Genomic DNA, 13,463 nt, shown 5'->3' on the forward strand with positions numbered 1-13,463 from the left:
AGTTCCCGCTTTTCCTGGAACTGCTTTAATTCGCGCTGTCGCTCGCCATGCGTGCTTTCAGAACCTTGTCCGGGTTCTGCACCATGCCGTTTCTTGCGGAATCACCCTTCTTGATCTTGTCGACCAGCTCCATGCCCGATTCGACCTCGCCGATCACGGTATATTGGCCGTTGAGGTGGGAGGCGGGCGCAAACATGATGAAGAACTGGGAATTTGCGGAATTCGGATCCTGCGAGCGGGCCATGCCGACCGTGCCGCGCGCAAAGTCTGCATCGGAGAACTCAGCGGGAAGATCGGGCTTTTCCGAACCACCGGTGCCAACCAGACGCGCATCGAAACCATCTTCCACGTCGCCGAACTGGACATCGCCGGTCTGCGCCATGAAGCCATCGATCACGCGATGGAACGCGACATTGTCGTAAGCGCCTTCGGCCACCAGAGCCTTGATCTGTTCGACATGCTTGGGAGCCAGGTCAGGCCGCAGTCCGATGGTGACATCGCCGTTCTTGAGCGTGAGAATCACCGTGTTTTCGGGTTCGGCTGCAGAAGCAACGCCAAGACCGATCATGAGTGCACCGGCCACGAGCGCAGACGAGGCAAGCTTGCGAAGCTGCATGAAACTCTCCTTTTGGTTTCAGGCGGGGAATTTGGCTTTGAGCGCTTCCAGAACAACGGAAGGAACGAATGGCGCTATATTTCCGCCCATGGAAGCGATCTGCCGTACAAGTGTGGCGGTAATTGTGCGCACGGAAGGACTTGCCGGCAAAAAAACAGTCTGCAGGTCGGGCGCCATGGTTTCATTCATGCCCGCCATCTGCATTTCATAATCGAGATCGGTGCCATCGCGCAGGCCGCGGATCATGATCGATGCGCCATGCTCGCGCGCCGCATCGATGACCAGCCCGTCAAACGCGACGACCTCAATGCGCCCGGCATCGTCGCCAAGCTCGGCCAGCGCAGAGCGCTGGATCAGAGCGACGCGCTCCTCATAGGAAAAAAGCGGCTTCTTGCCCGGGTGAAGGCCGATCCCGACGACAATGCGGTCAGATACCGTGAGCGCGCCCTTGAGCACATCCAGGTGGCCATTTGTCAGTGGATCGAAGGACCCGGCATAAAAGGCTGTTCGTTCGGTCATGGCGTGCTTTTATCCGTCTTGCCGGGCGATGGCAATTCAGCAATCACGCCACGGCAGCCCCGTCGGGCACAACGCCGCAGAGCGCATGAACGAGGCATGAACGCCCCATTCAAGAACGGTTCGAACCAGTTGGGCTAGTCAGGACACCAATGGCAGGGAGAGCGCCAGCCATGAAACCAAATGGCGTCTCTCTTCGTTAACAGGCCAAAGGAGACAAGCCATGCTTATCTTTACGCTCGCTGCCGCAATGACCGTCGCCATGCTGATCGCAACGGCGGTCGGCCTTCATGAAGAGGCCAACCGCATCAAGCTGGAAAACCGCGTGCGCAACACGGGCCATAGCCGCCTGCGTTAAAGGGCAGGAACGGACCCCTGCCCCTTACGTTTGGAAGAAGGCTGCCGATTATTCGGCAGCGCCCTCGCCGCCAGAAGCACCGTCTTCGCCAGCGCCATTGTCGGCATCAGTGTCAGAACCAGTGTCGGGCGTTTCCGCGTTGGCGGCAGGAGCATCCCCCGCCTCGGCTGCGGCTTCTCCGTCCAGCGCTTCCATCTCTTCTTCTTCGGCCTGCGTATCGGAAATACGCTCAACCGAAACGACCTTCTCGCCCTTGGCCGTGTTGAAGATGGTCACGCCCTTGGTGGCGCGGCTTGCGATGCGGATGCCACCGACCGGAACGCGGATGACCTGACCGGCATTGGAAACCAGCATGATCTGGTCTTCCTGCTCGACCGGGAACGCCGCGATGAGCGGACCGATCTCGCCGGTTTTGGAGACATCGGTGGCGCGAATGCCCTTGCCGCCACGTCCGGTGACACGGAAGTCGTAGCTGGACGAGCGCTTGCCATAGCCGAACTCGCTGACGGTCAGAACCATCTGCTCGCGCGCCTGAAGCTCTTCGAAGCGCTCCGTGGAGAGGCTTTCCTCCTCACCGACATCCTCGTTGGTGAGCGCCACTTCCTCTTCTTCACCCGAAGCCTGACGCCGCTCGGCCGCGGCCTGCTTGAGATAGGCAGCGCGTTCGGACGGGCTCGCCTCCACATGGGCCAGGATGGCCATGGAAATGACCCGGTCGCCCTCGGCCAGATTGATGCCGCGCACGCCAATCGAGTTGCGTCCGGCAAAGACGCGCACATCGGTGACGCAGAAGCGGATACACTGCCCCGAAGCCGCCGTCAGCAGAACGTCGTCGTCTTCGGTACAGGTGAAGACGCCGAGGATCTCGTCGCTCGGATCATCCAGCTTCATGGCGATCTTGCCATTGCGGTTGACCTGAACGAAATCCGACAGCTTGTTGCGCCGCACCGTGCCGCGCGTGGTGGCGAACATGACGTCCAGCGCGCCCCAGCTCTCTTCATCCTCCGGAAGCGGCATGATCGTGGTGATGCTCTCGCCCTCTTCGAGCGGCAGCATGTTGCGCAGGAACTTGCCAACCGATTGCGGCGTACCGACCGGCAGACGCCAGACCTTCTCCTTGTAGACAATGCCACGCGAGGAGAAGAACAGGATCGGCGTGTGGGTGTTGGCGACGAAGAGCTGGGTGACGAAATCCTCGTCCTTGGTCGACATGCCCGAGCGGCCCTTGCCGCCACGCGCCTGCGCCCGGTAGATCGAAAGCGGCACGCGCTTGATGTAGCCCTTGCGCGTGACCGTAACAACCATGTCCTCACGCTGGATCAGATCCTCATCGTCGAGATCTGCGCCACCTTCGGTGATCTCGGTGCGGCGCGGCGTGCCGAACTCGTCGCGCACGCCGATGAGCTCGTCCTTGACGATCTGCTGAATGCGGGCGCGCGAAGACAGGATCTCGAGGAAATCCGCAATCTCCACACCGATCTTGTTCAATTCGTCGGCAATCTCGTCGCGTCCGAGCGCGGTCAGGCGCTGGAGACGCAGCTCGAGGATCGAACGCGCCTGTTCTTCGGACAGATTGTAGGTGCCATCCTCATTGATGCGGTGACGCGGATCGTCGATCAGCAGGATCAGCGCTTCCACATCGGAGGCCGGCCAGCGGCGCTCCATCAACTGTTCGCGCGCGGTCTGCGGATCGGGCGCGTGACGGATGAGCTTGATCACCTCGTCGATATTGGCAACGGCAATCGCCAGGCCGACGAGGACGTGCGCGCGCTCGCGCGCCTTGCGCAGCAGGTACTTGGTGCGCCGGCTGACCACTTCCTCGCGGAAGTAGACAAAGGCCTGGAGCAGATCAAGAAGGTTCATCTGTTCCGGCTTGCCGCCGTTGAGCGCCACCATGTTGGCGCCAAAGGAGGTCTGAAGCGGCGTGAAGCGATAAAGCTGGTTCAGCACCACATCGGCCACGGCGTCGCGCTTCAGCTCGACCACGACGCGGTAACCCTGACGGTCACTCTCGTCGCGAATGTCGGAAATGCCTTCAATGCGCTTGTCGCGGACCAGCTCGGCCATCTTTTCGATCATCGACGCCTTGTTCACCTGATAGGGAACTTCGGTGATGATGATGGCTTCGCGATCATTGCGCGCCGGCTCGATCGAGACCTTGCCGCGCATGAGGATCGAGCCGCGGCCCGTCTCATAGGCGCTGCGAATGCCCGAACGGCCGAGAATCAGGCCGCCGGTCGGGAAATCGGGACCGGGAATGATCTCCTGCAACTGCGGCAGGCCGAGTGCGGGGTTCTCGATCAGCGCCACGCAGCCATTGATGACTTCGACCAGATTGTGCGGCGGAATATTTGTCGCCATGCCGACGGCGATACCACCCGAACCATTGACCAGAAGGTTCGGATAGCGCGCCGGAAGCACGCGCGGCTCGCTGGAGGAGCCGTCATAGGTGTCCTGAAAATCGACCGTGTCCTTGTCGATGTCTTCCAGAAGCTCATGCGCGCCCTTGGTGAGACGCGACTCGGTGTAACGCATTGCCGCCGGCGGATCGCCGTCGATGGAGCCGAAATTGCCCTGCCCGTCGACCAGCGGCAGGCGCATGGACCAGTTCTGCGCCATACGCACCAGGGCGTCGTAGATGGCGGCATCGCCGTGCGGGTGATACTTACCCATCACGTCGGCAACAGGACGGGCCGATTTCACATATTTGCGGTTCCAGTGGTAACCGCTCTCATGGGATGCATAGAGAATGCGCCGATGCACCGGCTTCAGACCATCGCGTGCATCCGGCAGGGCGCGGCTCACGATCACGCTCATCGCATAATCGAGATAAGAGCGCTGCATCTCCTCGACAATGGAAATCGGCTCGATTTCGTCGGGCTCGCCCGATCCGTTCGGCGTCGTCTGGTCAGTCAAAACGTGTCACATTCTTAATGAGGAATCACATACTCTTTATATATGAGCCGTCAGCGATTCTCCAATTGAGCATCCGTTTTTGATGACGGAAATCCAACGCAATTTCAGGCGCATACGAACCTCCTGGGGATGAGCGCCTTGACAAATTGTCGCAGGAAGCGAGCCTGCGTGAAGAATGAGGGCTTTTCCCTCGCATCCAAGCTGGGCTAGAGAGGCCGCAAGGAGAACCCGATGCCTGGTTACGATACCGTTTTCAACGCCTTCGTCACATTGCTGGTAACCGTCGACCCGCCAGGGCTTGCGCCGCTCTTTCTGGCGCTGACAGCAGGCATGAACCGCTCGGAGCGCAATCAGGTGGCCGTGCGCGCAGCCATCATCGGATTCGCCGTTCTGGCCCTGTTCGGCGTCGCTGGCAGCGTCATTCTGGCCGTGTTCGGCATCACGCTTCCCGCCTTCCGCGTGGCGGGCGGCCTGCTTCTGTTCTTCATCGCCTTTGAGATGATCTTCGAGCGCCGCCAGGAGCGCCATGAGAAGAGCGCCGAGCGCGCGATCACGCGCGACATGATCCGCAACATCGCCGCCTTCCCGCTGGCCATTCCGCTGATCGCGGGTCCCGGCGCCATCTCGGCAACCGTGCTTCTTTCGGGCGAGTTCAATTCGATCCTTGGCACCATCGCGCTGCTCGGCATCCTGCTTGGAACAATCCTCCTCACCTATGCCGTTTTCACGCTGGCGGAGCGCGTGGACCGCTTTCTGGGCGAAACGGGACGCTCCATCCTGACGCGCCTCCTGGGCGTCATTCTGGCAGCCCTCGCGGTCCAGTTCGTGGCAGACGGAGCCAAGGCGCTTTTCGCCGCGCCATAAGCGCTGCAACCGGACGGTTGCGGAACACAACTGGAACATATAGAGTATGTTCTGGTTTTGTTTTTAACTGATTCTCGGTGGCGCCCATGCTGACCCGCAAGCAGCACGAACTTCTTCTGTTCATCCATGAACGACTGAAGGAGACCGGAATCCCGCCCTCCTTCGATGAAATGAAGGAGGCGCTCGACCTCGCCTCCAAGTCCGGCATTCACCGGCTGATCACGGCTCTGGAGGAGCGCGGCTTCATTCGCCGGCTCCCGAACAGGGCGCGTGCGCTGGAGGTTCTGCGGCTTCCCGATTCCATCGCGCCCGGCCTCAATTCCGCCGCGCGCGGCTTTTCGCCAAGCGTCATCGAGGGCAGCCTCGGCAAGACGCCCGCGCCAGCGGCCTCCAAGCCTGCCGCCAGCAATGATGACGCGCTTTCCGGCGTCGTCTCCGTGCCTGTCATGGGCCGCATCGCTGCCGGTGTCCCCATCGACGCCATTCAGCACCAGACCCATTCCATCGCGGTTCCGCCGGACATGCTGACCGGTGGCGATCACTACGCGCTTGAGGTCAAGGGCGACTCGATGATCGATGCGGGCATTTTCGATGGCGACACGGTGATCATCCGCGAGACGCAGACCGCCAATCCCGGCGAGATCGTCGTGGCGCTGGTGGATCAGGAAGAGGCAACGCTGAAGCGCTTCCGCCGCAAGGGCGCATCGATTGCCCTTGAAGCGGCCAATCCGGCTTACGAAACCCGTATCTTCGGCCCCGACCGCGTCAAGGTGCAGGGTCGCCTCGTCGGCCTGATGCGCCGCTACTGAGTTTAAGACTATCCGGGGCGGCTTCAGGCATGCCCCGGCTCCGATGCCATCCGGCATCCAGAATGCGCGCTCTTTTCAAGCTCCGCGTCGGTTCAGCTAACATCGTCCGGGAAGAGCGCCTGGAAGACATGCGGAAGCATCTCGGGCAGATCCTCCGCAATCAGGCCCCGGCCGAACATCCCGCCAGCCTCTGCATGCAGCCACACGCCGGCCGATGCCGCCTCGAAGACCGGCATGCCCTGCGCCAGAAGGCTGGCCACAATCCCGCACAGAACATCGCCAGAGCCCGCCGTCGCCAGGAAACGCGATCCGTTGGTGTTGATCGCGGCGCGCCCGTCCGGGCAGGCGACGACCGTGTCCGCCCCCTTCAGGATGATCACCGCTCCTGAGCGCTCTGCCGCTGCGCGCGCACGCTCCACCTTGGACATGGAAGCGTCAGCCGCAAGGTCGCCAAAGAGCCGCGCGAACTCTCCTTCATGCGGCGTCAGCACGGTCGCTATGACGGAACTTCTCACGGCCTCGAAGAGCGTATCGGGCGTATCGGCAAAGGCGGTGATGGCGTCGGCATCCAGCACCAGCCCTTTCAGCCCTTCATCGCGCTCCAGAAAGCCCAGCGCGAAGCTGCGCGTGCGCTCGCCTGTACCGGCTGCCGGACCGAGAACGGCGGCTGTCGGTTTTCGCTCATCGAGGAAGGCGATGAGTTCATCCACCGCCTCCGCCTTGCGCAGCATGATCGAGGTCAGGTGCATCGCGTTCACCGACAGGGCGTTTGCAGGCGAAAGCACCGTCACGGCCCCTGCCCCGGCGCGCGCCGCGCCACGCGCGGCAAGCCGCGCTGCACCAGTGGATGCGCCACCGCCCGAAACGACGGCCACATGACCACGCACATATTTATGCGCATCGATCTCCACCGCCGGCACGCCGTCGCGCCAGAGCGCCGGACCATTCTCCCAGAGGGCGATATCCATTGATGCAAGCGCCATCTCGGCAATGCCGATATCGGCCACGACCAGCTCGCCGCACAGGCGTCGACCGGGCATGAGCAGATGCCCCGGCTTTTTGCGGAAAAACGTGACGGTCAGGTCCGCATCGAAGCAGCTTCCCAGCGGTTTGCCCGTGAGCCCCGAAAGACCGGACGGAAGATCGACGGCAACCACCGGGACGCCCGCAGCAGCAACCCGCTCGATGAGTTCGGCCTCGATGCCCTCAACTGGCTTTGAAAGCCCGGCGCCATAGAGCGCGTCAACCACCAGCCAGCCGGTCTCGGGGCGAAAATCGGCCAGCGCCTCGGGCGTTACAAAACAGTCTTCACGCGCCCTGGCGGCATCGCTGTCTTCCTGCGGCGCAGCATCGGCGAACAGGCGAACATTGACGCCGCGCTCGGCCAGAAGCCGCGCAATGACATAGCCGTCCCCCCCATTGTTGCCCGGTCCGCATAAAACCGCGACGCCGGCAGCGCCGGAAAACCGCTCGAGGATCAGATCGGCCACCGCCGCGCCGGCATTGCGCATCAGCCCGTACCCGTCATGAGGGCCGGCTGTGATGGCCGCGCGATCCACATTGCCCATTTCTTCAGGTGTCAGAACAACCATACGCATAACAAGCTGCCGCTTTCTTCGGCTCATTGCATATTTTTTAAGCAAGTCTCAAACTGCGAACCGCACCGCATGGTTCCCATCTTGCTATCCGGGGGCGCTCGCCTAGCATGCCAAAGCCGGAGAAAACCGCGTCGCGCCAATTCTCAAGACGCAGAATGCAGCGTTTGGCACGCAACATGCAAGGCTCTGTCACGAGTTGGCATGTTTCGTGCTTCAACCGAACCGGAGCAATAAGGGATGCGGACCATCCGTCCCTGAACCCATTTGGAGGCCACCGAGGCATGAAAAAGGTCGAAGCGATCATCAAACCCTTCAAGCTAGATGAGGTGAAGGAGGCCCTTCAGGAAATCGGCCTTCAGGGCATCACTGTCATCGAGGCGAAGGGTTTCGGACGCCAGAAAGGCCACACCGAGCTCTATCGCGGGGCGGAATATGTCGTCGACTTCCTCCCCAAGGTGAAGATCGAGGTCGTCCTGCCGGACGAAACCGTCGACGCCGCCATCGAGGCGATCCGCAAGGCAGCCCAGACAGGCCGCATCGGCGACGGCAAGATCTTCGTCACCAATGTTGAAGAGGTCATCCGCATCCGCACCGGCGAGACCGGCGCAGACGCAGTCTGACCCAAATCAGTAGTTCCCGGACCATGTCCGGATCATCAGGCAAGCTCATCGCAAACAGGAAAGCGAATATGACCACAGCACAAGACATCATGAAGCAGATCAAGGAAAACGACGTAAAGTTCGTCGATCTTCGCTTCACGGATCCAAGAGGCAAGCTTCACCATGTCACGATGGATGTCACGGCAGTGGATGAGGACATGTTCGCCGATGGCGTCATGTTCGACGGCTCGTCCATTGCCGGCTGGAAGGCGATCAACGAGTCCGACATGGTTCTGATGCCGGAGCCCGACACGGCGCATATGGACCCCTTCTTCGCCCAGTCCACGATGGCCATCGTCTGCGACATTCTCGACCCGATCTCCGGCGAGGCCTACAACCGTGACCCGCGCGGCACCGCCAAGAAGGCAGAAGCCTTCCTCAAGGCCGAAGGCTTTGGCGACACCGTCTATGTGGGCCCGGAGCCGGAATTCTTCGTCTTTGACGACGTGAAGTACAAGGCCGATCCCTACAACACCGGCTTCAAGCTCGACTGCAGCGAACTGCCGTCCAACGACGACGCCGACTACGAGACCGGCAATCTGGGCCACCGTCCGCGCATGAAGGGCGGCTATTTCCCGGTTCCGCCGATCGACTCCGCGCAGGACATGCGCTCCGAGATGCTCACGGTCCTGTCCGAAATGGGCGTGATCGTTGAAAAGCACCACCACGAGGTGGGTGCTGCGCAGCACGAGCTCGGCATCAAGTTCGAGACGCTCCTGAAGAGCGCCGACAGCGTTCAGAAGTTCAAATACGGCGTTCACCAGGTCGCCAATGCCTATGGCAAGACCGCAACCTTCATGCCGAAGCCGATCTATGGCGACAACGGATCGGGCATGCACGTCCACCAGTCGATCTGGAAAGACGGCAAACCGACCTTTGCCGGCAATGAATATGCCGGTCTGTCCGAGAGCTGCCTCTACTATATCGGCGGCGTCATCAAGCACGCCAAGGCGATCAACGCCTTCACCAACCCGATCACCAACTCCTACAAGCGTCTGGTGCCCGGTTTTGAAGCCCCGGTCCTGCTCGCCTATTCGGCCCGCAACCGTTCGGCATCCTGCCGCATTCCTTTCGGCTCCTCGCCGAAGGCAAAGCGCGTCGAGGTTCGCTTCCCCGATCCGGGCGCAAACCCCTACCTCGCATTCGCAGCGCTGCTGATGGCCGGCCTCGACGGCATCAAGAACAAGATCCATCCCGGCCAGGCCATGGACAAGGATCTCTACGATCTGCCGCCGAAGGAGCTCAAGAAGGTCCCGACCGTCTGCGGTTCGCTGCGCGAAGCCCTCATGGCGCTCGACAAGGACCGCGGCTTCCTGAAGGCCGGCGGCGTGTTCGACGACGATCAGATCGACGCCTATATCGAGCTGAAGATGTCGGAAGTGCTGCGTTACGAGATGACGCCGCACCCGGTCGAGTTCGACATGTACTATTCCGTTTGATCGCTACTGTTGGGGCGATCAGGGCTCCGTCGTCGGACGGGGCCCTTTTTTATTGCGGCGTGCTCAAGTGACCGACTGCGCCCGCCAGTCCTGCGCCAGTTCAGGAAGCTCTGCGCGTTCGCGGAACGAGCGCGTCACTTCACCGAAGGCGAAGCGGATCGAGTTCTCCACGATCTCACGGTCATACCGCTTGAGTTCGTCAGCAATCGGCGCCCATTTGAAAAGCGCCTTTGGGCTTTCGGTAAAGCAATCTGCGGCCAGCGCCGCATTCTGCCAGTGAACATCCGCAATACGCTTCACGAAAGCGCTGCGCCAGGCCTCCACTGTACCGGCATCGGGCAGCACATCGCCATTGTCCGCCAGTCCGGCCTCGTGACAATGAAGCGCCAGCGTGCGTGCCTCTTCCCCCGCCAGCGCGCCGCCAGAAGCCACCCTCGCAACGGCATGAACCGTCAGATCCGATAGACAGGCGGCAAACACATGCAGCTTGGCGATATTGATGGATTCAACAAAGACATCATCCTCGAACATGGATGGATAGCGCGTGCCCATGCGCGCCTTCAGGTATCCATAGAGCTTCTTCTGTGCGACGAAAGATGAACGTGTGCAAACAAAGTCGCACATGATCCCGACAGTATTGATCGCTGTATTTTCACGCCGGAAACGCATGCGTGCTGCGGCTTCCCGCAAGAATAAAATGCCTTTCGACCACTCAACACCCATTGCGTGCTTCCCGTTACATACGACCAATGTCTCGATTTTCATTGAACTTGAGATGCCCAATGCTTGAGGCATTCCATTGTGATTCCAATTCCACAGAACCGCAATGGTGACATCCAACGACTTTCGTCGCTGACGTTTTTAGGGAGGAGGACAGCATGTCCGCTAATAACGCAGATGATGTGAGGGATCGCTACTGGGCAAAGACCAGAAACCTGACGATTGTGGTTCTGACGCTCTGGGCATTCTTCGCGCTTGTCGTGCCAGCCATGGTTTCGACGCTGGATCAATACACGTTCCTGGGCTTCCCACTCGGTTACTACATGATCGCCCAGGGTTCTCTGCTGGCCTTTGTCATCATCATCTGGGTGCAGAACTGGCGCCAGGATGCAATCGATGACGAGTTCGGCTTCGGCGAAGAAGACGAATAGGGAGGAACCGGCATGGCCTTATTACAGGGACGGTTCATTGATAATATCGGCCGGGTGTACACGCTCTACACCGGCGGTTTTCTAGCATTCATCCTCTTGATGGCGCTGTTGGAGCAATTCGGCGTGGGCGCCGACACGATCGGCATTCTGTTCGTGGCCTTCACCATCGGTATCTATGCTCTCATCGGCTGGTTATCGCGCACAATGGAGGTCGACGCCTACTATGTCGCCGGCCGACAGGTTCCTGCCGTCTATAACGGCATGGCGACGGCGGCCGACTGGATGTCGGGCGCATCTTTCGTGGCTCTCGCCGGCGGTGTCTATTTCGGCGGTTATGGCTACATGGCCTTCATCGTCGGCTGGACCGGCGGTTACGTGCTCGTCAATTCGCTGATGGCGCCCTATCTGCGCAAGTTCGGCTGCTACACGGTTCCAGACTTCATCGGTACGCGCTATGGCGGCAATCTTGCCCGTCTGTGCGCCGTGATCGTGCTTGTGGTCGCGTCCTTTACCTATGTGACGGCGCAGATCAACGCCACCGGCACCATCGCTGCCCGCGCACTTCACATTCCGTTCTCCTGGGGTGTCTGGTTCGGCCTTCTGGGCATTCTCTTATGCTCGATGCTCGGCGGCATGCGCGCCGTGACATGGACGCAGGTCGCACAGTACATCGTTCTCATCGTCGCCTATCTGGTGCCGGTGATCTGGATGTCCAACGTGCAGGGTTTTGGCCTGATCCCGCACTTCACCTATGGCGATGCAGCCTCCACCATGGCGCAACTCGAAGCGCAGTTCGGGCTCAACCCGCCAGCCGAGGCCATTCCCGGTCTTTCGGTGCTTACCACCCCGCATACCGGACCGGTGGGCGATTACGCGGAGTGGAGGTTCATCACGCTCGCACTCGTCATGATGTGCGGCACGGCATCCCTGCCCCATATCCTGATGCGCTACTTCACCACGCCGACCGTGCGCGCTGCGCGTAAATCGGTCGCCTGGTCGCTGCTCTTCATCTTCCTGCTGTACTTCACGGCGCCGGCTCTCGCCACGCTGACGAAGCTGCAGCTTCTCGATCCCAGCCTGCCGACGGCAATCATCGGCAAGCCGTTTGAAGAAGTGGCGTCGCTTGCGTGGATTCAGAACTGGGCAAGCGTGGGCTTCCTGGCCATCGCCGACCAGAATGGCGACGGTATCCTGCAGCTGAACGAGTTCTTCATGCGGCCGGACATCGTGGTGCTGGCAACGCCTGAAATCGCGGGTCTTCCCTATGTGATTTCCGGCCTGGTCGCCGCTGGCGGCATGGCGGCAGCCATGTCGACTGCCGACGGCCTTCTGCTGGCCATCGCCAACGCGCTCAGCCACGATCTCTACTACAAGATGATCGACCCGAAGGCAGACACTGCCGTCCGGCTCGTCGTCGCCCGCATCCTGCTTCTGGGCATCGGCGCACTGGCGGCCCTGATCGCATCGCTGCAGCTCACCGGCATTCTCGGTGCAGTCGCGTGGGCGTTCTGCTTCGCGGCATCCGGCCTCTTCTTCCCGCTCTGTCTGGGTGTGTGGTGGAAACGGGCAAACCGTGCAGGCGCAGTCGCCGGCATGGCCGCCGGCTTCACCGCCGGCACGCTCTACCTCTACTATGTCTACACCGGCGGAACGCCATGGTTCGGTCTCGACCATCTGCGCTTCGGCATTGTGGGCATGGCGGTGAGCCTGGTCTCCATGGTGGTGGTCACCCTGCTGACACCGGCTCCGGATGAGGAAATCCAGCGCATGGTGGAAGAAACCCGCGTGCCGACAGGCCCGTCCATTCTTTCCGACCAGCACTGAACAGTGCCAGATCGCCGTGCATCCATTCGAACGCACGGCGATCTAAACAATTGATCGAGCACCGGAACAGCCGAAAACCGGATTCCACTTTTCGATCCGATGCTCTAGGGTTTCGAAGTCAGGGGCGGGTTCTCCCGCCCCTGAATCACGCGGGGGAGATACTGCATGCAGGAAACGGTCGCCATACAGGAAACGATGGCCGCATTCCCGATCTGGGTGCTGGCGCTGGATTACATTCTCGGCGTCGTCATGTGGACGCTGATCGGCCGCGCCGCCATGAGCATTTTCCTGCCGGAAGATTCCAGTTTCTTCTTCATGCGCTTTTTCGTCCGTGCGACGAACCCGATCCTGAAATTCTTTCGCCCCATCACGCCCCGTTTTCTGCTGGAACCGCTGGTGCCCATCTATGTGGCGTGGTTCTTCTTCATGATCCGCTTCTATCTCATGCCGTGGCTGCTCGGCTATTCGGTGATGGGCATGCTGTCATTCCCGCTCGAAAGCGAGATCTCCGCCGTGCTCTACAAGATGTTTGGCGGAAGCTAGATCCCGGCGTTTCCATCCGGACGCCGCGCTGCCCAACACTGGGCTGCTTTGATCCTGTCCGTGGTTCGACAGGCTCACCATGAGGGAAGTCGCGCCCGGCAGTGAATCCTGATCAGAGACCTTAGCGCAGGTTTGGCCGCAATATCCTTTCTCTTGGTGGGCCTGTCAAA

13 protein-coding genes are annotated in these 13,463 nt (G+C 60.8%); 8 read left to right on the forward strand and 5 right to left on the reverse strand.

Features of this window, described 5'->3' with window-relative positions:
• Positions 1–25: 25 nt before the first annotated feature.
• The gene (locus tag DEJ54_RS14850; RefSeq protein WP_113155258.1) at positions 26–616 is read right to left on the reverse strand and encodes a peptidylprolyl isomerase; all 591 of its coding nucleotides are present in this window, start codon (positions 614–616) and stop codon (positions 26–28) included.
• Positions 617–634: 18 nt separating this feature from the next.
• The gene (gene coaD / locus DEJ54_RS14855; RefSeq protein ID WP_113155259.1) at positions 635–1,135 is read right to left on the reverse strand and encodes a pantetheine-phosphate adenylyltransferase; all 501 of its coding nucleotides are present in this window, start codon (positions 1,133–1,135) and stop codon (positions 635–637) included.
• Between the two features lie 220 nt (positions 1,136–1,355).
• Between coaD and DEJ54_RS23615 the strand changes: the two genes are divergently transcribed.
• Positions 1,356–1,490, forward strand: coding sequence for a hypothetical protein (locus DEJ54_RS23615; protein WP_256370529.1), 135 nt, complete (start codon positions 1,356–1,358; stop codon positions 1,488–1,490).
• A 48-nt stretch (positions 1,491–1,538) separates the two neighbouring features.
• Here DEJ54_RS23615 and gyrA read toward each other — a convergent pair whose 3' ends face one another.
• Positions 1,539–4,406 (reverse strand): DNA gyrase subunit A, encoded by a 2,868-nt coding sequence (gyrA, locus tag DEJ54_RS14860; protein ID WP_113155260.1) that lies wholly within the window; start codon positions 4,404–4,406, stop codon positions 1,539–1,541.
• A gap of 231 nt (positions 4,407–4,637) precedes the next feature.
• Here gyrA and DEJ54_RS14865 point away from each other — a divergent pair, with 231 nt between their 5' ends.
• Together DEJ54_RS14865 and lexA are read left to right on the forward strand one after the other, a co-directional pair.
• Positions 4,638–5,270: a MarC family protein gene (locus DEJ54_RS14865; RefSeq protein ID WP_113155261.1), complete on the forward strand. Its 633-nt coding sequence runs from the start codon at positions 4,638–4,640 to the stop codon at positions 5,268–5,270.
• An 86-nt stretch (positions 5,271–5,356) separates the two neighbouring features.
• Positions 5,357–6,079, forward strand: a complete 723-nt coding sequence (gene lexA / locus DEJ54_RS14870; RefSeq protein ID WP_113155262.1) for a transcriptional repressor LexA — start codon at positions 5,357–5,359, stop codon at positions 6,077–6,079.
• 92 nt (positions 6,080–6,171) lie between these two features.
• Here the strand turns inward: lexA and DEJ54_RS14875 are convergent, their stop codons facing one another.
• On the reverse strand, positions 6,172–7,677 hold the full coding sequence (locus DEJ54_RS14875) for an NAD(P)H-hydrate dehydratase (protein ID WP_113155263.1): 1,506 nt from the start codon (positions 7,675–7,677) through the stop codon (positions 6,172–6,174).
• Between the two features lie 281 nt (positions 7,678–7,958).
• Here DEJ54_RS14875 and DEJ54_RS14880 point away from each other — a divergent pair, with 281 nt between their 5' ends.
• Together DEJ54_RS14880 and glnA are read left to right on the forward strand one after the other, a co-directional pair.
• Complete coding sequence (locus tag DEJ54_RS14880; protein ID WP_007009552.1) at positions 7,959–8,297, forward strand: P-II family nitrogen regulator; 339 nt, start codon at positions 7,959–7,961, stop codon at positions 8,295–8,297.
• Between the two features lie 68 nt (positions 8,298–8,365).
• Positions 8,366–9,775: a type I glutamate--ammonia ligase gene (gene glnA, locus DEJ54_RS14885; RefSeq protein WP_113155264.1), complete on the forward strand. Its 1,410-nt coding sequence runs from the start codon at positions 8,366–8,368 to the stop codon at positions 9,773–9,775.
• 63 nt (positions 9,776–9,838) lie between these two features.
• On the opposite strand, the gene DEJ54_RS14890 is transcribed toward glnA, so the two are convergent.
• The gene (locus DEJ54_RS14890) at positions 9,839–10,615 is read right to left on the reverse strand and encodes a hypothetical protein (RefSeq protein ID WP_245447569.1); all 777 of its coding nucleotides are present in this window, start codon (positions 10,613–10,615) and stop codon (positions 9,839–9,841) included.
• A 38-nt stretch (positions 10,616–10,653) separates the two neighbouring features.
• Here DEJ54_RS14890 and DEJ54_RS14895 point away from each other — a divergent pair, with 38 nt between their 5' ends.
• From DEJ54_RS14895 to DEJ54_RS14905, 3 genes are all read left to right on the forward strand, one after another.
• Positions 10,654–10,926, forward strand: coding sequence for a DUF4212 domain-containing protein (locus DEJ54_RS14895; RefSeq protein ID WP_113155266.1), 273 nt, complete (start codon positions 10,654–10,656; stop codon positions 10,924–10,926).
• A 12-nt stretch (positions 10,927–10,938) separates the two neighbouring features.
• Positions 10,939–12,750, forward strand: coding sequence for a sodium:solute symporter family protein (locus tag DEJ54_RS14900; protein WP_113155267.1), 1,812 nt, complete (start codon positions 10,939–10,941; stop codon positions 12,748–12,750).
• 165 nt (positions 12,751–12,915) lie between these two features.
• Positions 12,916–13,293, forward strand: a complete 378-nt coding sequence (locus DEJ54_RS14905) for a YggT family protein (RefSeq protein WP_210343937.1) — start codon at positions 12,916–12,918, stop codon at positions 13,291–13,293.
• The last annotated feature ends 170 nt before the right edge of the window (positions 13,294–13,463 follow it).

Origin of the sequence: Nitratireductor sp. OM-1, from assembly GCF_003296175.1 — a bacterium.
GTDB classification, from domain to species: domain Bacteria; phylum Pseudomonadota; class Alphaproteobacteria; order Rhizobiales; family Rhizobiaceae; genus Nitratireductor; species Nitratireductor aquimarinus.

Excerpts from the sequence above, each read along its gene's own strand:
- DEJ54_RS14850 (WP_113155258.1), bottom strand. The coding sequence starts at position 616 with ATGCAGCTTCGCAAGCTTGCCTCGTCTGCGCTCGTGGCCGGTGCACTC.
- DEJ54_RS14875 (WP_113155263.1), bottom strand. The coding sequence starts at position 7,677 with ATGCGTATGGTTGTTCTGACACCTGAAGAAATGGGCAATGTGGATCGC.
- glnA (WP_113155264.1), top strand. The coding sequence starts at position 8,366 with ATGACCACAGCACAAGACATCATGAAGCAGATCAAGGAAAACGACGTA.
- lexA (WP_113155262.1), top strand. The coding sequence starts at position 5,357 with ATGCTGACCCGCAAGCAGCACGAACTTCTTCTGTTCATCCATGAACGA.
- DEJ54_RS14880 (WP_007009552.1), top strand. The coding sequence starts at position 7,959 with ATGAAAAAGGTCGAAGCGATCATCAAACCCTTCAAGCTAGATGAGGTG.
- DEJ54_RS14900 (WP_113155267.1), top strand. The coding sequence starts at position 10,939 with ATGGCCTTATTACAGGGACGGTTCATTGATAATATCGGCCGGGTGTAC.
- coaD (WP_113155259.1), bottom strand. The coding sequence starts at position 1,135 with ATGACCGAACGAACAGCCTTTTATGCCGGGTCCTTCGATCCACTGACA.
- DEJ54_RS23615 (WP_256370529.1), top strand. The coding sequence starts at position 1,356 with ATGCTTATCTTTACGCTCGCTGCCGCAATGACCGTCGCCATGCTGATC.
- DEJ54_RS14905 (WP_210343937.1), top strand. The coding sequence starts at position 12,916 with ATGCAGGAAACGGTCGCCATACAGGAAACGATGGCCGCATTCCCGATC.
- DEJ54_RS14895 (WP_113155266.1), top strand. The coding sequence starts at position 10,654 with ATGTCCGCTAATAACGCAGATGATGTGAGGGATCGCTACTGGGCAAAG.
- DEJ54_RS14865 (WP_113155261.1), top strand. The coding sequence starts at position 4,638 with ATGCCTGGTTACGATACCGTTTTCAACGCCTTCGTCACATTGCTGGTA.